At 58.9% G+C, this 20,589-nt stretch carries 15 protein-coding genes; 9 read left to right on the plus strand and 6 right to left on the minus strand.

The window, feature by feature from the left end; translation table 11 throughout:
• Positions 1-101: 101 nt before the first annotated feature.
• On the plus strand, positions 102-2,966 hold the full coding sequence (gene rcsC, locus DDT56_RS04450) for a two-component system sensor histidine kinase RcsC (protein ID WP_136165298.1): 2,865 nt from the start codon (positions 102-104) through the stop codon (positions 2,964-2,966).
• A gap of 53 nt (positions 2,967-3,019) precedes the next feature.
• On the opposite strand, the gene rcsB is transcribed toward rcsC, so the two are convergent.
• Genes rcsB through DDT56_RS04465 form a run of 3 tightly spaced genes read right to left on the minus strand, consistent with a single transcriptional unit; the run spans position 3,020 to position 7,531 of the window.
• Positions 3,020-3,676: a response regulator transcription factor RcsB gene (gene rcsB, locus DDT56_RS04455; protein ID WP_136163845.1), complete on the minus strand. Its 657-nt coding sequence runs from the start codon at positions 3,674-3,676 to the stop codon at positions 3,020-3,022.
• On the minus strand, positions 3,669-6,344 hold the full coding sequence (gene rcsD / locus DDT56_RS04460; RefSeq protein WP_136165299.1) for a phosphotransferase RcsD: 2,676 nt from the start codon (positions 6,342-6,344) through the stop codon (positions 3,669-3,671). The genes rcsB and rcsD overlap by 8 nt, the downstream gene beginning before the upstream one ends.
• A 17-nt stretch (positions 6,345-6,361) precedes the next feature.
• Complete coding sequence (locus DDT56_RS04465; RefSeq protein WP_136165300.1) at positions 6,362-7,531, minus strand: MFS transporter; 1,170 nt, start codon at positions 7,529-7,531, stop codon at positions 6,362-6,364.
• Between the two features lie 232 nt (positions 7,532-7,763).
• Between DDT56_RS04465 and menF the strand changes: the two genes are divergently transcribed.
• The 6 genes from menF (at position 7,764) to menE (ending at position 14,942) form a co-directional block, all read left to right on the plus strand.
• Entirely contained in the window at positions 7,764-9,098 is a 1,335-nt protein-coding gene (gene menF, locus DDT56_RS04470; protein ID WP_210416975.1) for an isochorismate synthase MenF, read from the plus strand.
• 172 nt (positions 9,099-9,270) lie between these two features.
• Positions 9,271-10,947: a 2-succinyl-5-enolpyruvyl-6-hydroxy-3-cyclohexene-1-carboxylic-acid synthase gene (gene menD, locus DDT56_RS04475; protein ID WP_136165301.1), complete on the plus strand. Its 1,677-nt coding sequence runs from the start codon at positions 9,271-9,273 to the stop codon at positions 10,945-10,947.
• Positions 10,947-11,726, plus strand: coding sequence for a 2-succinyl-6-hydroxy-2,4-cyclohexadiene-1-carboxylate synthase (gene menH / locus DDT56_RS04480; protein WP_136165411.1), 780 nt, complete (start codon positions 10,947-10,949; stop codon positions 11,724-11,726). The genes menD and menH overlap by 1 nt, the downstream gene beginning before the upstream one ends.
• 5 nt (positions 11,727-11,731) lie before the next feature.
• Positions 11,732-12,589: a 1,4-dihydroxy-2-naphthoyl-CoA synthase gene (gene menB / locus DDT56_RS04485; protein ID WP_136165302.1), complete on the plus strand. Its 858-nt coding sequence runs from the start codon at positions 11,732-11,734 to the stop codon at positions 12,587-12,589.
• Positions 12,589-13,560, plus strand: a complete 972-nt coding sequence (menC, locus tag DDT56_RS04490; protein ID WP_136165303.1) for an o-succinylbenzoate synthase — start codon at positions 12,589-12,591, stop codon at positions 13,558-13,560. Before menB ends, menC begins: the two co-directional genes overlap by 1 nt.
• A complete protein-coding gene (gene menE / locus DDT56_RS04495; protein ID WP_136165304.1) occupies positions 13,548-14,942 on the plus strand; it encodes an o-succinylbenzoate--CoA ligase in 1,395 nt (464 codons plus the stop codon). Before menC ends, menE begins: the two co-directional genes overlap by 13 nt.
• 133 nt (positions 14,943-15,075) lie before the next feature.
• On the opposite strand, the gene DDT56_RS04500 is transcribed toward menE, so the two are convergent.
• Positions 15,076-16,509: a catalase gene (locus DDT56_RS04500; protein WP_168197571.1), complete on the minus strand. Its 1,434-nt coding sequence runs from the start codon at positions 16,507-16,509 to the stop codon at positions 15,076-15,078.
• A gap of 260 nt (positions 16,510-16,769) precedes the next feature.
• On the opposite strand from DDT56_RS04500, the gene DDT56_RS04505 reads away from it, so the two are divergent.
• The gene (locus tag DDT56_RS04505) at positions 16,770-17,312 is read left to right on the plus strand and encodes a YfaZ family outer membrane protein (RefSeq protein ID WP_136165306.1); all 543 of its coding nucleotides are present in this window, start codon (positions 16,770-16,772) and stop codon (positions 17,310-17,312) included.
• An 81-nt stretch (positions 17,313-17,393) separates the two neighbouring features.
• Positions 17,394-18,617, plus strand: coding sequence for a nicotinamide mononucleotide deamidase-related protein YfaY (locus DDT56_RS04510; RefSeq protein WP_136165307.1), 1,224 nt, complete (start codon positions 17,394-17,396; stop codon positions 18,615-18,617).
• 179 nt (positions 18,618-18,796) lie between these two features.
• Here the strand turns inward: DDT56_RS04510 and DDT56_RS04515 are convergent, their stop codons facing one another.
• Both DDT56_RS04515 and DDT56_RS04520 read right to left on the minus strand, forming a co-directional pair.
• Positions 18,797-19,657 carry a thioredoxin family protein gene (locus DDT56_RS04515; RefSeq protein ID WP_136165308.1) on the minus strand — a complete coding sequence of 287 codons (861 nt, stop codon included), beginning with the start codon at positions 19,655-19,657 and terminating at the stop codon, positions 18,797-18,799.
• A gap of 89 nt (positions 19,658-19,746) precedes the next feature.
• The gene (locus DDT56_RS04520; RefSeq protein WP_136165309.1) at positions 19,747-20,523 is read right to left on the minus strand and encodes an SDR family oxidoreductase; all 777 of its coding nucleotides are present in this window, start codon (positions 20,521-20,523) and stop codon (positions 19,747-19,749) included.
• Positions 20,524-20,589 lie beyond the last annotated feature (66 nt).

The following is a 20,589-nucleotide window of genomic DNA, read 5'->3' on the forward strand; positions in this document are numbered from 1 at the left end:
CTGAGCCGGCGCGTGATGCGCTGGCTTTTTTTATGCGGTATCGGTAGTGTATCGACAGGTCCCTCGGGTCATTACCTCTTTGACAATGCAATGGTATCCACTTGAAATATCTGGCCTCGTTCCATACGACATTAAAAGTTTCCCGTTATTTATTTCGGGTGCTGGCGACTATGCTGTGGGTGCTTGGCGCGCTGATATCGCTTTTTTATATCAGCAAGGCGCTGAATGAAAAAGAGTCGGAGCTGCGGCAGGAATACAATCTGAGCTTCGATCAGTCTCAGGGATATATTCGCCATGCGGCCGATATTGTGCGCGAGCTTAAATATTTAGCCGCCAACCGCCTGATGAACGTCGAGGGCAATCAACCCCGGCAGACAAGCGAAGATGCGGCCTTATCTATTTATCCTTTATCGCCGGGAGCGAATTGCTCGGTTGACGAGGGGGAAAATAATAATCCCCTGGCGTCGTTAAATGATTTTTTTAATGGCTGGCGCGAAAACTTTTCCGCGGTGTACGATCTTAACCGGGTCTTTTTCGTCGGCGGCGATCGGCGCTGTATGGTTGATTTCGGCATCCGCAATCAGGCGCTCGACCGTGATAACCTGCTGAAAAACGTGCAGGATCGTTTTCTGGAGCAGAAGAATGCCGTCCAGTCGGTGGCGCGGGATGAAACCGTCTACTGGATTACCCCGGCCTCAATTCCGGACGTCGGTTATCTGTACGCGCTGACGCCGATTTACGTCGATAATAAGCTGGAAGTGATCATGGGGATTGAACAGACCATCCGCCTTGATGACTTCGTGACCCTGGGAAAATTCCCGATAAACGCCAAGCTGCTCAATCAGTATAACCAGACCGTTTTGCAGTTTGCCGAAGGGGGAGGGCGTCACGCTTCTTCGGTGAACAGCTATCCGATAGAGCATAATTACTTTGGTTATGTGAACGGCTATGATGAAATTATTCTGAAAAAAAACCTGCCGCCCACCGCGTTCAGCATTATTTATTCGCTGCCGTTAAAGGTGTTACTGTCCCATATCGGCGGGCTGATAATGAATATGGCGCTGCTCAACGCGCTGTCGGCCATCCTGCTGTTTGTGCTGGCGTGGATTTTTGAGCGCAAAATGCTGTTGCCCGCCGAAGTCAATGCGTTTCAATTAGAAGAAAACGAACAGTTCAACCGCAAAATTGTGGCCTCCGCCCCGGTAGGGATTTGTATTCTGCGGATTAATGACGGCACGAATATTCTCAGTAATGAGCTGGCGCATAATTATCTCAATCTGCTTACCCATGAGGATCGCCTGCGGATTACCCGCATTATCTGCGAGCAGCAATCCAAATTCGTCGATGTGATGACCAGCAGGAACGATCACCTGCAAATCAGCTTTGTCCACTCCCGCTATCGTAATGAGAACGTGGCGATTTGCGTGCTGCTGGATGTCAGCGCCCGGGTCAAAATGGAAGAGTCGCTACAGGAGATGGCCAACGCCGCGGAGCAGGCGAGCCAGTCCAAATCGATGTTTCTGGCCACGGTGAGCCACGAATTGCGCACGCCGTTGTATGGCATTATCGGTAACCTGGACTTATTGCAAACCAAAGCGTTGCCCAAGGATGCGAACCGTCTGGTGGCGGCGATGAACAATTCATCCTCGCTGCTGCTGAAAATCATCAGCGATATCCTCGACTTTTCCAAGATTGAATCGGAGCAGTTGAAAATCGAACCCTGTGATTTCGCCCCGCATGAGGTTATCAGCCATATCACCAGTAACTATTTGCCGCTGGTGGTGAAAAAACGCCTGTCGCTGTACTGCTTTATCGACCCGAATGTGCCGGTGAGCCTGTCCGGCGATCCGGTGCGTTTACAGCAGGTGCTCTCCAATCTGTTGAGCAACGCCATCAAATTTACCGATACCGGATGCATTATTTTCCAGGTGGGCTGTCGCGACGGCTATCTGGAGTTTTTGGTGCGCGATACCGGTATGGGGATCCCGGCTCGTGAAACGATGAAACTGTTTGATCCTTTTTTTCAGGCGGGAAGCGGCGTGCAGCGTCATTTCCAGGGAACCGGGCTGGGGCTGGCCATCTGCGAGAAGCTGGTCAACCTGATGGACGGCGATATTACCATCGAGTCGGAGCCGGGGCTGGGCAGCCAGTTTGGCGTCAGGATCCCCCTCTATAAGGCGCGCTATGTTCCGGTGGCGATTAATGGCGCTTTGCAGGGAAAAATGTGCTGGCTGATGGTGCGCAATGTCCGGCTGGAGTCCTATCTGCTGGCTTTTTTACAGGCGCACGGGTTGCAGGCCTGTCGTTATCAGCGCCAGACGATCGGCGCTGATGATGTGATCATCAGCGATTATACGCCTTCGCAAACGTTCGAGGCGCGGGCGTATATCGTGATGAGCGGCGCACATACCGGCTCGGCGCAGGAAGTCAGCCCCGGCCGCTGGTTGCACAGCACCTCGACGCCGCAATATTTACCTGATTTGCTGGAGAAAATTTACCTCCCGGATGCGAGCGACGCATCGCATTCCGCCCTGTCGTCGCCGTTGACCAACTATGGCCGTATCGAGAATGGCGACATCATGATTCTGGTGGTGGACGACCATCCGATCAACCGCCGTTTGCTGGCGGACCAGCTCGGATCGCTGGGATATATGGCGCTGACGGCGAATGATGGCGTTGATGCGTTAAGCGTATTAAGTAAAAACACCGTTGATATCGTGCTGACGGACGTCAATATGCCGAATATGGATGGTTACCGCTTAACGCAACGCTTACGCGAATTAAAGCGGACTTTCCCGGTGATCGGCGTTACCGCGAATGCGCTGGCGGAAGAGAGGCAGCGCTGTTTACAGTCGGGCATGGATAATTGTCTATCCAAGCCGGTGACGCTGGAGACCCTGCAGCAGACGCTGTTTTACTACAGCAACGTGGTGCGCCAGACGCGGGAAGCCTCGGCGGAAACCTGAACCGCCAAGAAATGTGATGCCCGCTGTCGCGGGCATCATAACAGCGCGGGGAATTACTCTTTTTCCGTATGCGTGGCGTTGCCGTTAACGGAAGAGAGGTAGTTCAGCAGCGCAATGTCGTTATCCACGCCCAGTTTGGTCATCGCCGATTTTTTCTGGCTGCTGATGGTCTTGATACTGCGGTTCAGTTTCTTGGCGATTTCGGTTACCAGAAAACCTTCGGCGAATAAGCGTAACACTTCGCTCTCTTTCGGCGACAGGCGTTTGTCGCCATAACCGCCGGCGCTGATTTTTTCCAATACCTTGAGGACGCTGTCCGGGGTAAACTTCTTGCCTTTTTGCAGCGCCGCCAGCGCTTTGGGCAGATCGGTCGGCGCGCCCTGTTTCAGCACAATGCCTTCAATATCCAAATCCAGCACGGCGCTCAGAATGGCTGGGTTATTGTTCATGGTCAGAACAATAATGGAGAGGTGCGGAAAGTGACGTTTAATATATTTAATTAAAGTAATTCCATCGCCGTATTTATCTCCCGGCATGGACAAATCGGTAATTAAAACGTTGGCGTCCAGTTTCGGCAGGTTATTGATCAAGGCGGTTGAGTCTTCAAATTCACCCACCACGTTGACCCATTCAATTTGTTCAAGCGACTTTCTGATGCCAAAAAGAACAATAGGATGGTCGTCGGCAATAATTACGTTTAGGTTACTCATCGTTTTGGTTACTCATATGTTGGCTACCTTGCTGTAGTAATGCACTGACGAATCCTCCAATTTCATGAAGGTTATTTTCTATCTGTACACTATCGTGCGCGGTAATATGCTGTTCAAGCTGCTCACATAGCTGTTTGCCGGGATGCAGGTTTAACATGGCAAATACGCCTTTCAGCCGATGTGCCGTTTGCGCAAGTGACAAAAAATCAGCCTCTTGCGCCTCAGTATACAGCCTCTTTAAATCATCCGGTACTGTCTCGACAAACAGCGAAAAATAATCGCTTGACGCCAATTGTCGGGCGTAAAACGCCGCATCATGACTCTCTTCCGACGGCGGCGTATCCGCCGGCGTTTCCAACTGCTGCTCAATCAACTTAAGCAGCGCCTCCAGCAGTAGCTGGCTGATATTATAGTTCACCCGCAGCCGATGGGGCCCCAGCGTAACTACCGCGGTATCGTCGCCGCTGAGCAATATGCAATAATCCGCGCTCCTTTGCGCATCGTCGGTGATGCACAGATCGGCTTGCTGATTGACCTGGCGATCGTCGACCAGCAGATAGTTGGCTCCCCAGCCGGTCAGCAGATGGCCGACGATATGCTGTACTTCGTTTGAGGTGATATCCAGCAGTACGTTGATGCCGTCCAGCAGTTTCTCTTCCTCGGCCGGGAGGGCTTCGGGCTCCAGTTTTACCGTCAGGGTATAGTGTGTGCCAAGCCCCGTTTTACTATGGACATGCAGCTTGCCGCCCAGTCTATTGCACAGTTGATTACACAGGAATAGGGTCAATCCTGAATTTTGACTGAAACGATCCGCGCTTGCCGGATGTAAAAACGGGTAGTTAAGATTATCCTGTTCAATTCCCGGGATTCCGGCCCCGGTATCGCTGATTTGTATCATCAGCTTTTCCGGCGCATTGTTATCATGGTCGATAGAAAGCGTGATCTTGCCGTAGTCGGTATTGGTAATGGCGTAATTCAGCAGCAGCGACACTATTTTTCTCAGCAGTTCGCTATCGCCCAGACAGGTTTGGTTAATATCCAGTTTGTAGTGATTAAACAGGGAAAGCCCTTTTTGATTAATCTTCGGCAGTAATTCCAGTAATAGGCCGTCGACCATCGTCAGTGGAGAAAAGCTCTCATGGGCGAGTTGCCATTCCTGCGTCTCCAGTTTTTCCTGCAGCGCGATATTCTCCAGCAGATCAATGGCGTTGCCCGCATCGGTCAGCAGTTGCCTAACGATCTGCTGCCGTTCGGCAATATCATCGCCACGGCGCAGGGAAAGTATATTTTGACGTAGCGAAAGCAGCGGCCGTTTGAATTCATTGAGCAGATTTCTGAACAGATGCTTCCTGGCCTGAACATTTTTTTCATATTCGCGCTGCGCCAACTGGAGTTTTTTATTCACCAGAATCTCTTTATCCTGCTCACGCAGCAGAAACAGGCAATAGTCCGCGGAATATTGACTGCGGAACTGGCGTATTTCATACATTTCGTTATTCACCGTCACCTGAACGACGCCCTGATGTTCATCGGCCATATTGGTGATTTTTTGCAGGCTGAGATGGGGCAGCAAATTTTCCGCCAGCGCGTTCTGTACAATAACCTTATTGCTGCTGAAGTCGTAAATCAGTACGCCCAGCGGAATGCGGCTGAGCGTTTCATGATAGATATCCAACCGCTTACTCAGCAGTTGTGATAAATCTTCGCCGGGGTGAGCGTATTTCTGCCGGAAAAGATAAAAGCCGGCAAGGGTGAGTATCAGTAATACCAGCGTCAGCAACAGCAGCCAGATATTATTATGCAGCATATCGACGGCCAGCACTTTTACCGGAATCTGGAAAACGATTTTTACCGGCGCATTAACCAGCAGCGCGGATATCTCAAGCAGCGAGCCGTTCAACTGGACCTGCGCGCTATCTTCATTGCCGCTATTGGCGTCATACGCGGTCGGCGCGTCCTGGCGCAGGACGAAATTTTCGCGCGGCATATTGGCCGGGATCAGATCGTTGATGGGCAAGTCGAAGGCAAGAATGGTCGCCAGGTGGCCGGGCTGATTAAACGTGGTGCGCAGGGTGAAGTAATAGTCGTTATAGAACCGCAGCTTGCGGATAGGCGAAAAACTTTCGCGCTCGTCCAGTACATTGGCCTGCTGCAGCATCTCCGTGCGGCGCGCTTCCGCAATGGCGCTGATATAGCTGCCGCGGAACTGGGACGAAATGTCTTTCAGGGTCTGGGTTGAAATCATCGTCAGGCTGTTATCGATGCCGTTAAGATAGTACATGGAATAGACATCGTTTTCCGCGCCCCACAGAATGTCCAGATAGTTTGATATGCGGTAGACGGCGTTCAGGGTGCTTTGATCGTGCTGGCCGAATATCAGCGCGTCGGTGACCTGGCCGCTTTTCGCCACGTAAAAGACATTCGGCATCAGATTGATGGCGTTGATATTATCGTCGCTGGCCGGATCATCGCCATTCAGGTTGCCGTAAATCTGATAGGTAAAAAAACGATAGGTATCGATGCGTTTTTGTATTCCCTGGGCGATATCCGTCAAGGCATACTTTTTCTCCGTCAGCCAGCTACTGAGGTAGTTATAGCCAAAGGTGCCGGTGAGCAGGAGCAGCAGCACGATGAACAGAGCAAAATAACGCATGATGATTGCCGGCATTGAATTTACGCTCCTGATTAACGGATAACGGCGCGCGCACTGGCGCCGACGAGCAACAATAACAGCGCCACGCACCCGAAGGCGACGCCCAGGCTGCTGGCCTGCGCGATAAAGCCCAGCAGCGCCGGACCCGACAGAATACCCGCGTAACCGACGGTGGTAATAGCGGCGATGGCCAGATTCGCCGGCATGACCTGCTGATTGCCCGCCGCGGTGAACAGGATCGGCACCACGTTTGAGGCGCCGATCCCTACCATGACGAAACCCAGAATAGCGGTCGCCGCGTTGTCGATGCCGACGGCCAACAGCAATCCGCACGCCGCGCACAGGCTGCCGCCGGTAAGGACGGCATAGCGCCCCAGCGCATTGACGATGCGATCGCCGTTAAGCCGGCCCAGCGTCATGGCGACGGAAAAAGCGGCGTAGCCTATGCCGGCCTGGGCGCCGTCCAGGCTGCGTTCCACGGTTAAAAACAGCGCGCTCCAGTCCAGTATGGCGCCCTCGGCCAGAAACATAATGAAGCACAGCAGGCCGATAAACATCACCCAGCCGCGGGGGATGACGAATAGCGGACCGCTATCGGCCCGTTTGGCGGCGCGCAGCAGATGGCGCTGCGCCTGCGACAGTAACGCCGCAAGCAGCGCCACCACGATCAGTATCGCCGCCGCGGGAGACAGCCCCAGCCACAGCAGCGCGCTGACGCCGCCGGCTCCGGCTATCCCGCCGACGCTGAAAAAGCCGTGAAAACCGGACATCATCGCCCGGCCGCTGGCCTGTTCGACAATCACGGCCTGAATATTCATGGAGACATCAATCATGCCAATGGCCGCGCCGAAAAAAAGCAGGACGATCGCCATCAGCGGCAGCGTGTCCGCCTGCGTCAGCATCGGCAGCACCAGGCACAGTACGGCGCCGGCCAGCAAGATGACCGTCCGGCATCCCAGCTTGCCGGTCAACCATCCGCTGAGCGGCATCGCCAGCAGCGAACCGATGCCGAGAGAAAGCAACAGCATTCCCAGCGAGGCGTCGTTGATTGCCAGACGGTTTTTGACAAAAGGCACCAGCGGCGCCCAGGAAGCCATGGCGAAACCGGCGATGAAAAAAGCGCTGCGCGTGGCGGCCTGAGCCTTTTTGCCCGGTTGTTCCTGCCGGATACAGGATGCTTCGGAATGCACTGTGGTACTCATAGCCTGAACGACATATACCTAAGGGACGTAATAAGGGCTTCTTTCTACCATAATTGGGGGGCTGAATCGAAGGATTCGTGATCGTAAGCCGGCCGATGGACGGATTATCGGATAAGTTAACGCGGGCCGGCTAAAAAATAAGCGGCGGATAATCCTTTTCAAGCGATATAACCTCTCACCCACGGCGCCTTTTTTTCCCGTATAATCCCGTACTTTACATCAGGATGCCGGGGTGACGGTGAAACAACTTTCCGACCTGTTGCGCCATATGCAGCAGGATTTGCGCCAACCACAGCCTGCAGTCGGCGGTCTCCGCCAGCTAATGCGTTCGATTCGCGTCAGCGAACCCGCCGAGCTATTGCCGTGGCTGGCCGCCCAACCGGCGTATCCGCAGTTTTACTGGCAGCATCGTCAGGAAAGCGAAGAGGCGGCGGTTTGCGGACGGGTGTGCGGTTTTCACCATATTCAGGATGCCGAAGCCTTTCTTGCGCGACAGGGGGGCGAGCGCGACGTACGTATCTGGGGGCTGAACGCCTTTAGCCAGACGGCCCCTGCGCCGGCGCACGGCGCCTCTTGCGCTTATCTTTTTTTGCCGCGTATCGAGTTATTGCGCCGCGGCGATACGCTTAGCCTGCGAATCAATTTATTCAGTGAAACCTCATTACGGCAGGATGCCGATGAGGCGGCGGCGTTTATCAATTTGCTGCTGCCGGCGCATCCGCTGCCGCCCCTGCGGGCGGAGATTGAAAGCGTTGAACATCAGCCGGATCGCCGGCGCTGGAACGATCTGCTGCAACTGGCGCTGCGGGGTATTGCCGCCGGAAAGATGGAGAAAGTGGTGCTGGCAAGAACGACGACCTTAACTCTCCGGCAGCCGCTGCCGGCAAAGACCTTGATGGCCGCCAGCCGCGCGGTCAACCATCGCTGTTTCCATTTTATGCTGGCGCACGACGCCCGGCAGGCGTTTCTCGGCTCCAGCCCCGAGCGGCTTTATCGCCGGAAGGATTTACGGCTGGAAACCGAGGCGCTGGCCGGTACGGTGGCGAGCGATAACGATGAAGGCAAGGCGGCGGAACTGGCCGGCTGGCTGATGAGCGATGGCAAAAACCAGTGCGAAAACAGGCTGGTGGTGGATGACATCTGCCGACAGCTGCGGCAGTCGGCGCTAGCGCCGGACGTTATGCCGCCGGAAATCGTCCGTCTGCGTAAAGTGCAGCATCTGCGTCGCGCCATTCGGGCCGAGCTGAAGGCGGCGTCCGACGCCGCCTGTCTCCACGCCCTACAGCCCACGGCGGCGGTTGCCGGTATTCCCAGGGGCGTCGCCCGTGGTTTTATCGCCGAACATGAGCGATTCGAGCGCGGCTGGTATGCCGGCTCCGCGGGTTATCTCTCCCGCCGACAGGCGGAATTTTGCGTGGCATTGCGTTCGGCTGAAATCAGCGACACTATTTTAACGCTGTATGCCGGCGCCGGCATTGTGGCGGGGTCCGATCCGCAACAAGAATGGCAGGAGTTGGAAAACAAGGCCGCCGGGTTAAAATCCCTGTTGGAGGACGATATATCATAGTTCCGTTTTATGTTTGTTGTGTCCGGCGCCGGTTTATATCAAAGTCGGCCGAGTGGAAAAAATTATAATTATTGCCATATGCCCTGAATAATTCGAACTGCGCAAAAGCCTATGCCCCCGCAGCTTGAAATATGACGGGGATAACCCGCAACCTGAATTGCTGAGTACATTAATGTCGACAAGTGTCTTTAATCGCCGCTGGGCCGAGTTGTTGCTTGAAGCGCTAACCCGCCACGGCGTGCGCCATATCTGCATCGCGCCGGGCTCCCGTTCCACTCCGCTGACGTTGGCGGCAGCCGAACACGATGCGCTGATTTGCCATACCCATTTTGACGAGCGGGGATTGGGGCATCTGGCCCTGGGGTTGGCAAAGGCCGCCGAGGAACCGGTGGCGGTGGTGGTGACCTCCGGCACGGCGGCGGCGAATCTTTATCCGGCGATCGTGGAAGCGGGGCTGACCGGCGAGCGGCTGATCGTGCTGACGGCCGATCGTCCTCCCGAATTGATTGACTGCGGCGCCAATCAGGCCATTCGCCAGCACGGCCTGTACGCCTCCCACCCGGCGCTGGCGCTGAACCTGCCGCGGCCCACGGCGGATATTCCGGCCCGCTGGCTGGTTTCGACGCTGGATAGCGCCATGGCTCAGCTGACGCACGGCGTACTGCATATCAATTGCCCGTTCGCGGAACCCCTATACGGCGCTGACGACGAAGCCGCCTACCGCGACTGGCTGACGACGCTGGGCGACTGGTGGCGCAGCCGCGAACCCTGGCTGCGTGAAATGCGCCAGACTACCTTGGCTGTGCAGCCCGACTGGGATGAGTGGCGGCGCAAGCGCGGCGTCGTCATCGTCGGACAGGTCGGTCCGCGGCAGGGGGCGCAGATCGCGCAGTGGGCGAGCGCGCTTGGCTGGCCGCTGATCGGCGATGTGCTGTCGCAAAGCGGCCAGCCGTTACCCTGCGCGGATATCTGGCTGGCGAATCCCGCGGCGCTGGAGCGGCTCAATCAGGCGGAAATCGTGGTGCAGTTCGGCGGCTGCCTGACCGGAAAACGGCTGTTGCAGTGGCAGGAAACGTGCCGGCCGCAGTCGTTCTGGCTGGTGGATGCGCTGCCCGGCCGGCTGGATCCGGCGCAGCATCGCGGCCGCCGTCTGATCGCCGACGTCGGCGACTGGCTTGCCGCGCATCCTCCGCTGGCGCAAGCCCCCTGGGCCGACGATCTGACGGCGATAGCCCGTCACGCCCAGCAGCAGGTTATGGCCCATCTGGCTGCGCGCTTTGGCGAGGCGCAGCTGGCGCAACGCCTGCCGGAACTGCTGCCGCCGGACGGCCAGCTGTTCGTCGGCAACAGTCTGGTGGTGCGGCTGATTGACGCATTGGCGCAGCTGCCGCAAAAATATCCGGTGTACGGCAACCGGGGCGCCAGCGGCATCGACGGGCTGATCTCCACCCTGGCCGGCGTTCAGCGCGGCAACGGCAGGGCGACGCTGGGGATCGTGGGCGATCTCTCCGCGCTGTACGATCTTAATGCGCTGGCGCTGCTGCGTCAGGCGCCGGCGCCGCTGGTGCTGATCGTGGTCAACAACAATGGCGGACAGATATTTTCCCTGTTGCCGACGCCGCCGCAGCAGCGGGAGGTTTTTTACTGTATGCCGCAGAATGTGGAGTTCGGCCATGCGGCGGCGATGTTCGGCCTTGACTACGCGCGCGCCGACAGCTGGCGGCAGATAAGCGATGCCGTCGCCCGCTGCTGGGCGCAGGGCGGCGTCACCCTGCTGGAGGTGGTGGTGCCGCCGAAGGATGGGGCGGAAACGCTGAGCGCCCTGGTGGCGCGGGCGGCGACGTGGTAATGCTGCACTGCCGGAAAATAGCCCCGGCCGGAGGCTCTCCCGCCCGGCCGTGGCTGGTGTGTCTGCACGGTCTGCTAGGCAGCGGCGAGGACTGGCAGCCGATAGCGCCTTTTTTCAACGACTGGCCTGTGCTGCTGGTGGATTTGCCGGGGCATGGCGGCTCCCTCGACGTTACGCCCGGCGGTTTCGCCCAGGTCAGCGAACTGTTGAACGCCACGCTGCGCCGGCAGGGCATCGAGGAGTATTGGCTGCTGGGGTACTCGCTGGGCGGCCGCATCGCCATGTATCATGCCTGCTGCGGGCAGCCTCGCGGCATGCGGGGGCTGCTGGCGGAGGGCGGCCATCCGGGGTTGGCGCAGCCCCGGCTGCGTGAACAGCGCCTATTGCACGACGCAGGCTGGGCGCGGCGCTTGCGCCATGAACCGATGGCGACGGTATTGAACGACTGGTATCGGCAGGCGGTATTCGCTGATTTAAACGCCGCGCAGCGCGCCGCCCTGGTAGCCCGGCGCAGCCGCAATCACGGCCCCGCGGTGGCGGATATGCTGGAGGCCACCTCGCTGGGGCGGCAGCCCTGGCTGGGGGAGAAGCTGCGGCAACCGGCTTTTCCCTTTGCTTATCTGTGCGGCGCCGACGACGCCAAGTTTCAGGCGCTGGCGGCGCAGTATAATTTGCCGTTACTGAGCGTGGCGCGGGCCGGCCATAATGCGCATCAGGCCAATCCGGCGGAGTATGCCGCGCGGATACTTTCTTTTCTTTCGCATCCCGTTAAGGATTAATTATTATGCTTTATCCCAGTGAAGAACTGCTTTACGCCCCGGTAGAATGGCACGATTGCAGCGGCGATTTCGTCGATATCCTCTATCACAAATCTACCGACGGCATTGCCAAAATCACCATCAATCGTCCTCAGGTGCGTAATGCTTTTCGCCCGCAAACGGTGAAAGAGATGATCCAGGCGCTGGATAACGCCCGTCACGACGACGGCATCGGCGTGATTATTCTGACCGGCGCGGGAGAAAAGGCCTTCTGCTCCGGCGGCGATCAGAAAGTGCGCGGCGATTACGGCGGCTATCAGGACGACAGCGGGGTGCATCACCTGAACGTGCTGGATTTCCAGCGTCAAATCCGCACCTGTCCGAAACCGGTGGTGGCGATGGTGGCGGGCTACTCCATCGGCGGCGGACACGTGCTGCATATGATGTGCGATCTGACCATCGCGGCGGAAAACGCCGTCTTCGGCCAGACCGGTCCGCGCGTCGGATCGTTCGACGGCGGCTGGGGCGCTTCTTATATGGCGCGTATCGTCGGACAGAAAAAAGCCCGCGAAATCTGGTTCCTGTGCCGGCAGTATGACGCGGCGCAGGCGCTGGACATGGGGCTGGTCAATACCGTGGTGCCGCTGGCGGAGCTGGAAAAAGAGACGGTGCGCTGGTGCCGCGAGATGTTGCAGAACAGCCCGATGGCGCTGCGCTGCCTGAAAGCCGCGCTGAACGCCGACTGTGACGGACAGGCCGGTTTGCAGGAGCTGGCGGGCAACGCCACCATGCTGTTCTATATGACCGACGAAGGGCAGGAGGGGCGCAATGCCTTTAATGAAAAACGCCAGCCCGACTTCAGTAAATTCAAACGGAATCCGTAATGCGCCAGGTTAAGGTTTATCGCTACAGCGTGCCGATGGAGGCCGGCGTGGTGCTGCGCCATCAGCGCCTGAAAACCCGCGACGGGCTGATCGTTCACCTGCAACAGGGTGACGAGCAGGGTTGGGGGGAGATTGCGCCGCTGCCGGAGTTCAGCGCGGAAACGCTGGCGCAGGCCGAGTCGACCGCCCTTGAACAGCTGCAACGCTGGGCGGCGGGGCGGCCGCTGGCGGATGACCTTCCGCCGTCGGTGGCCTTCGGCCTGAGCTGCGCGCAGGCCGAGCTGGATCGGCGTTTGCCGCAGGCGGCGGATTACCGCAAGGCGCCGCTGTGCAGCGGCGATCCCGACGAACTGTTCGCCATGCTGCAGAGCATGCCGGGCGAAAAGGTGGCCAAGGTCAAGGTCGGGCTGTACGAGGCGGTGCGCGACGGCATGATCGTCAACGTCCTGCTGGAAGCCTTGCCGGACCTGCAGCTGCGGCTGGACGCCAACCGCAGCTGGACGCGCGCCAAAGCCGACGGCTTTGCCCGCTACGTGGATCCGGCGTTGCGTTCGCGCATCGCCTTTCTGGAAGAGCCGTGTAAAACCCGTCAGGAATCCCGCGAGTTCGCGCTGGAAACCGGCATCAACATCGCCTGGGACGAGAGCGTGCGCGAAGCCGGTTTCCGGGTTGAAGCGGAGCCCGGCGTCAGCGCCATCGTGATCAAACCGACGCTGGTCGGCAGCCTGGAGCGCTGTCGGGAGCTGGCGCAGCAAGCCCGTCAGGCGGGGTTGAGCGCGGTGATCAGCTCCAGCATCGAATCCAGCCTGGGGTTAACCCAGCTGGCGCGGGTGGCGCACTGGCTGACGCCGCACGCGGTGCCCGGTCTGGACACGCTGGACCTGATGCAGGCGCAGGTGGCCAGGGGCTGGCCGGACAGCCGCCTGCCGTTGTTGACGGCCGAACAGCTGGAAACGGTATGGCAATCCTGAGCGACTGGCCCTGGCATTACTGGGCCGAACGCGCGCCGCGGGCGACGGCGCTGGTGGAGGATGACGTCCGCTGGAGCTGGCGGCAGGCGGCCGAGCGGATTAATCAACTGGCGGCCGACTTCGAGCGGCAGGGCGTGACGCCGGGCTGCGGGGTGGCGCTGCGCGGCAAAAACAGCGTGGCGATGCTGTGGTGTTATCTGGCGCTGTTGCAGTGCGGCGCCCGTTTGCTGCCGCTGAATCCGCAGCTGCCGGCATCGTTGACCGACGCGCTGTGGGATTCGCTCGGCGTGACTTACGGGCTATGCCTGAATGAGCAATCATGGCCGTCGGGCGTGGTCGCCCTGCGGTATGCGCCCGGCGAATGCGGCGGCGGCGCTTATAACGCGCCGACCTGGCGGCCGGAACGGCTGGCGACCTTGACGTTAACCTCCGGTTCCAGCGGCGCGCCGAAGGCGGCGGCGCATACCTTTGCCGCCCATCTGGCCAGCGCGGAGGGCGTATTGGCGATGATGCCGTTCGCCCCCGGCGATAGCTGGCTGCTCTCATTGCCGCTGTTTCATGTTTCGGGGCAGGGCATCGTGTGGCGCTGGCTGTTTTCCGGCGCGACGGTGGTGGTGCGCGTCCATCAGCCGTTGGAGCGGGCCCTGCGGGGATGCTCTCATGCCTCCCTGGTGCCGACCCAGCTATGGCGGCTGCTGACAAGCAATGCGGTGCCGGCCGCGCTGCAATCGGTATTGCTGGGGGGCGCGGCGATCCCGCAGGAATTAACCCGCGAGGCGCAGGCCCGCGGCATCAGCTGCTGGTGCGGATACGGTCTGACCGAGCTGGCGTCCACGGTGTGCGCCAAGCGCGCCGACGGCCGGGGCGGCGTCGGGCTGCCGCTGCGCGGGCGGGAAATCCGTCTGGCGGACGAAGAGGTGCTGCTGCGCGGCGCGACGCTGGCGGCGGGCTACTGGCGCGACGGGCGGCTTTTCCCGCTGGTCGACGAAGAGGGCTGGTTTCATACCCGCGATCGCGGGCGTTTCGCCGACGGCGAGTGGCATATTCTGGGCCGTCTGGATAACCAGTTCTTCAGCGGCGGCGAGGGGATTCAGCCGGAAAATATCGAGTCCGTGCTGCTTACGCATCCCGATGTTCAGCAAGCCTGCGTGGTGCCGATTGATGACCTGGAGTTCGGTCAGCGCCCCGTCGCGGTGGTTGAAATAGGCGGTTCGACAACGCTGGATGAGCTCCGGGATTGGTTGCTGCCGCAGTTGGCGGGATTCCAGCGTCCGGTGGCCTATTATCATCTGCCGACGGCATTGAAAAACGGCGGGATTAAAATCTCCCGCCGTCAGGTGAAAGCGTGGGTGGATAGCCAGATCGATAAACAAAAAGCGTGAGGGGTAACCTCACGCCATTGACAAAGTAAGCATCCGTAATACTGACCCCAAATCCGTCGTTCCTGCAGATCCCCGCTTTCGCGAGGATGACGATGAAGATGATGGGTTTGTCAGCAACCTCACGCCTGCCCGCTTATTTCCCCAGCGCTTGCGCCACCCCGGCGCCATAGGCGGGATCGACCTTGTTGAACAGCGCGATCTGCCGCTGCTGAATAAACTCGGGCACCTGCGACAGTTCCCCGGCGATGCGCTGGAACATGCGCTGGTGTTCCTCTTCGCTCAGCAGATTGAACAGCGCCCGCGGCTGGCTGAAATAATCTTCATCCTCACGGTGGTTCCAGTGATCGGCGGCGCCTTCAATGGTTAACGGCGGCTCGCTGAAGTCCGGCTGCTCCTGAAATACGCCGAAGCTGTTCGGTTCATAGGTGGCGCCGTTGCCGCTGTTGCCGTCAACGCGCAGCGCGCCGTCGCGATGGTAGTTATGGAACGGACATTGGGGAGCGTTAACCGGGATCTGATGGTTATTGACCCCTAAACGGTAGCGCGCGGCGTCGCCATAAGAGAATAGGCGCCCCTGCAACATCTTGTCCGGCGAAAAGCCGATGCCGGGTACGATGTGCGCCGGGTTGAAGGCCACCTGTTCCACTTCGGCAAAGTAGTTGTCCGGGTTGCGGTTCAGTTCGAAAAAGCCGACGTCGATCAGCGGATAATCGCCGTGCGGCCAGACTTTCGTCAGATCGAACGGGTTGTACGGAACCTGTGACGCCTCGGCTTCCGGCATGATCTGGATCTGTAGCTTCCAGCGCGGGAAATCCCCGTTTTCAATGGCGTCGAACAGATCGCGCTGCGAGCTTTCGCGGTCTTTGCCCACCAGCGCCTCCGCTTCGTCGTCCATCAGATTTTCGATGCCCTGCTGGCAGATAAAGTGGAATTTTACCCAAAAGCGTTCGTTTGCGGCGTTGATAAAGCTATAGGTATGGCTGCCGAAGCCGTGAACATGGCGGAAAGACTTGGGTAATCCGCGGTCGCTGAAATCAATGGTCAACTGATGCAGCGATTCCGGCAACTGGGAGAAGAAATCCCATTTGTAGACCGGGTTGCGCAGGTTGGTGCGCGGGTCGCGTTTCACAATATGGTTGAGATCGGGAAATTTCAGCGGGTCGCGCAGATAGAACACCGGGGTATTGTTGCCCACCAGATCCCAGTTACCCTCTTCGGTATAAAATTTCATGGCGAAACCGCGAATATCGCGCTCCGCGTCAGCGGCGCCGCGTTCCCCGGCCACGGTGGAGAAACGGATAAACATATCGGTTTTCTTGCCGATTTCAGCGAAGATTTTTGCCCGGGTATAGCGGGTAATATCGTGGGTAACGGTGAAGGTGCCGTGCGCGCCGGAACCTTTGGCGTGCATCCGTCGTTCCGGAATCACTTCACGATCGAAATGCGCCAGTTTTTCCAGAAACCATACGTCCTGCATCAACATGGGACCGCGCCGTCCGGCGGTTATGATATTATTATTATCAACAACCGGCGCGCCTGCTACGGTCGTCAGCTTTTTCTTGCTCATCATTTCTTCCTTATAGTAATAGCATTAGTTCGGATATTTACTCTTAATACTATTGTTCATTTTGTGGTTTTTAGCCAAATAGGCGGCGCTTATCGTTATCGTCGCCAGCCGTCGGGAATGGAAATGGTTAGCATTATTTAGCGCAACAGGCCGCGTTTTAGGATAATGTCGCGCTGGAGTAGCGGCGGGGTTGGGGTAGAATCGGCAGCGATATCAATACATTTTGCGTGCTTTTACTAACTGTTTGAGGGAAATCGACAATGAAAAAATTTGTGATTGCCTGTGCGGGAAGCTTGCTGCTTGCCTCGGCCTCCGTGCATGCTATCGGTATTTCCGGGGAAGCGGGGAGCGACTACGCGGGCGCGAACGCCAGCTTCGGACTGCTGGTCCCCGGCCTGTCCGGCAACGTAAGCTATGCCCACGGCGACAATAATAACGATGTGTACGGTTTCGGGTTGGGCTACACTATTCCCGCCGGACCGCTGAAAGTAACGCTGGGCGGCAAGGCGCTGTATCTGGATCAGGATCACGGCTCGGACGGCCATGCGCTGGCGCTGGGCGGCGGGGTGCAGTGGCCGATCAACCGTTACTTCTCCCTGTACGGCGAAGGGTACTACTCGCCGGACGCGTTCTCCAGCCATGTCGATCACTATGTTGAAGGCAAGGCCGGCGTGCGCTGGCAGGCGCTGCCGATACTCAATGTGGATGTGGGTTACCGCTATATCAATCTGGCCGGCGAAAGCGGCCGTTCAGACAACAAGCTGGCGGATTCAGCCTACATCGGCGTTGGTTTGAGTTTCTGATAGCCGGCGCTATTCACGGCCATCGGATGTGTTGACGGGCGCGAGCGATCGCGCCCGTTTGCTATTACACAGGGGTGAAAAATGCTTAGGGTCGAGATGTTATGTACCGGCGATGAAGTGCTGCATGGTCAGATTATCGATACCAATGCGGCCTGGCTGGCGGACTACCTGTTTCAGCAGGGATTGCCGATGAGCAGCCGGATGACGGTGGGGGACGATCTCGACGCGTTGGTCAGCGCGATGACCCAGCGCAGCCGGATCGCCGATATTCTGATTGTTAATGGCGGTCTGGGGCCGACCAGCGACGACCTCAGCGCCCTGGCGGCGGCCACCGCGGCGGGCGAGGGATTGGTTGAGCACGCGGAGTGGCTGGCGCGCATGGAGGCCTTTTTTGCCGAGCGCGGACGGGTGATGGCGCCCAGCAATCGTAAACAGGCGCAGATCCCCGCCAGCGCGGAAATGATCGATAACCCGGTCGGAACCGCCTGCGGTTTTTCCCTGCGGTTAGATAAATGCCTGCTGTTTTTTACCCCTGGCGTTCCTTCCGAATTCAAGGTCATGGTGGATCAGCAAATCATGCCGCGTCTGCGCGAGCGCTTTGCCATCGGCCAGGCGCCGCTGTGTCTGCGTTTGACCACCTTCGGCCGTTCGGAAAGCGATCTCGCCAACCAGCTGGACGGGCTGGCGCTGCCGCCGGGCGTGGTGCTGGGCTATCGCTCCGCGATGCCCATTATCGAACTGAAACTGACGGGGCCGGCGGCGCAGCGGACGGCGATGGAGCAACTGTGGCAACGGGTGCGTAGCGTGGCGGGGGAAAATACGCTATTTGAAGGCACCGAGGGGCTGCCCGCGCAACTGGCGCGCCGGCTGGCTGAACGCGGGCTTCGGCTGGCGGTGAGCGAGCGTTTTACCGCCGGCCTGCTGAACTGGCGGCTACAGGCGGCCGACGCGCCGCTGGCGGGGGGCGAGTTGCCGGCAGATACCCGCTCGCGGGACTTGAACCAACTGGCGGCCGATACCCGTCAACTGGCGGAACGTCACGCCGCGCCGCTGGCGCTGACGGTCGGCGCCAGGGAAGACGAGCGGCTGACCATTGCGCTGCATACGCCGCAGGGGACGTTTGCCCAGTCGATACAGCCCGGCGCGCCGCGTTATAGTCTGCAGATCCATCAGGAACTGACGGCCATATTCGCCATGAATATGCTGCGGCGCTGGCTGAATGGCTGGCCGGTTTACGGCGGCCACGGCTGGATCGCCGTGCTGGAGACATTGGAGTCAGGGCATCAGGGGTTATCAGCGGAATAGCCCATTCTGGTTTCCGACTATTGGCAGGCCCTTGTCAGAAGAACCAAACTCCCTCCCCTGCGAAGGGTTGGGGTGGGGTGAATCACCGCTCCGGCGACGCCTGCTGCTACCCCCTCCTGGCCTCCCCCTCGTCAGGGGGAGGAGCCAACTCCCTCCCGGCCCCCCTTGTCAGGGGAATATTAATACAGCAGTGAATAAAGCTGGCGGCGGTAGCGGGCGGCGAGGGCGTCGCCGGTGCCGAGCGCAGCCAGAATATCCAGCAGCGTTTTGCGGGCGTTGCCCGCCGCCGCGCCGAGATCCTGCTTCAGAAAGCCGAGCAGCAGCTCAAGCGCTTCTTCATTACGCCCGACCTGATGCAGCTGCAACGCCAGCTGTACCGCCAGTTCGGCGTTCTGCGCATCGTCCGCCAACTGCTGTTGCAGCTGCTGGATTTCCGGCGTGTCGGCGGCCTGCTTCAGCAATTCAATCTGCGCCACCAGGCTGTGGTAGCGGGTATCCTGATCCTGGAGCGGAACGGTTGCCAGCACGGCTTCGGCGTCTTCGCTGCGGTTGAGCTGAATCTGCACCTCCGCCAGCAGCAGACCGATGTCGCTGCGCTGCTGGCTCAACTGCCAGGCTTCTTTCAGCAGCACCAGGGCTTCCGGCAGTTTGCCTTCCTGAATCAGCTGCTGAGCTTCGGCGACCTTCAGTTCTTCCGCTTTCGGCAATACCCGCTGCAGCAGGTCGCGGATGGCTTCTTCGGGCTGCGGCCCCTGAAAACCGTCCACGGGCTGGCCGTCCTGGAACAGGTAGACGGTGGGGATCGCCCGCAGGCCGAACTGCGCCGCAACGCGCTGCTCGGCGTCGCAATCCACGCGGGCAAGAATAAATTGCCCGGCATATTCCTGCGCCAGTTTATTTAGCGCCGGCTCCAGTTGCTGGCAGTGTTGACTGCGCTCCGACCAGAAATAAAACAGCACGGGCAGCGTCGCGGACTGTTCCAGCACCTGATGGAGATTGGACTCGTTAACATCGATAATCGTTGCTTGTTGTTCTAGCATGGGGTTCTCTCTTATCCGTTTTGGCTATACCCGTCATCTAAATCTATCGGGTATAAGATGGGGGCGGAATGCGTCGCTTCAAGCCATTATCAGGAACGGGTGCGTAATACATTATCCAGACAGCGTCCGGGCAGCAGACGGCGCAGCCAGGACAGAGCGTGCGCCACCAGCGTTACCGGATAGCGCAGCCTGGGGCGCGGACTCTCCAGCGCATGGCGCAGTTTAGGCAATACGGCTTCCGGCGGCAGCGTAAAGCGTCTGGCGATGCCGGGATTGGTGACCGGCCGATCGGCCCGGGTCTGGTCGACGTTGGCGGTAAAGCGGGTGGTCAACGGGCCGGGTTCGATCAGGCTGACGTGCAGACCGCTGCCGTGCAGCTCCATGCGCAGCGCATCCGACCAGGCTTCAAGGGCGAATTTACTGGCCGCGTAGGCGCCCCGTCCGGGCGTCGCCACCAGCCCCATCACCGAGCTGGTCTGAATGATGCGCCCTTCGCCGTGCGGCAACATGGCCGGCAGCAGCAGTTGCGTCAACTGATGCGTACCGAACAGGTTACTGGAAAACTGCCGTGCCAACTGCCGGCGCGAGATATCGCGCAACGCGCCGTATAATCCGTATCCGGCGTTATTAAACAGCCCGTACAGGCGGTTGCCGCTCAGCGCGATGACCTCGGCGGCGGCCTTTTCAACGCTGGCGGGGTCGTCCAGATCGAGTTCGATCCCTTGCAGACCCAGCTCCGCCATGCGCGCGACATCCTCGGGGCGGCGACAGGCGGCGAGCACCCGGTAGCCGCGTTTTTGCAGATCCTGCGCCGCAATCAGACCAATACCGCTGGAACAGCCGGTAATCAGCACCGTTTTTTGCATAACTTTACCTAATTCAAGGGCCTATTTATGAAGACTCATGGTTAACTATACCCGTTATCTTTCAAG

This window comes from Brenneria corticis (assembly GCF_003115855.1).
GTDB classification, from domain to species: Bacteria; Pseudomonadota; Gammaproteobacteria; order Enterobacterales; family Enterobacteriaceae; genus Brenneria; species Brenneria corticis.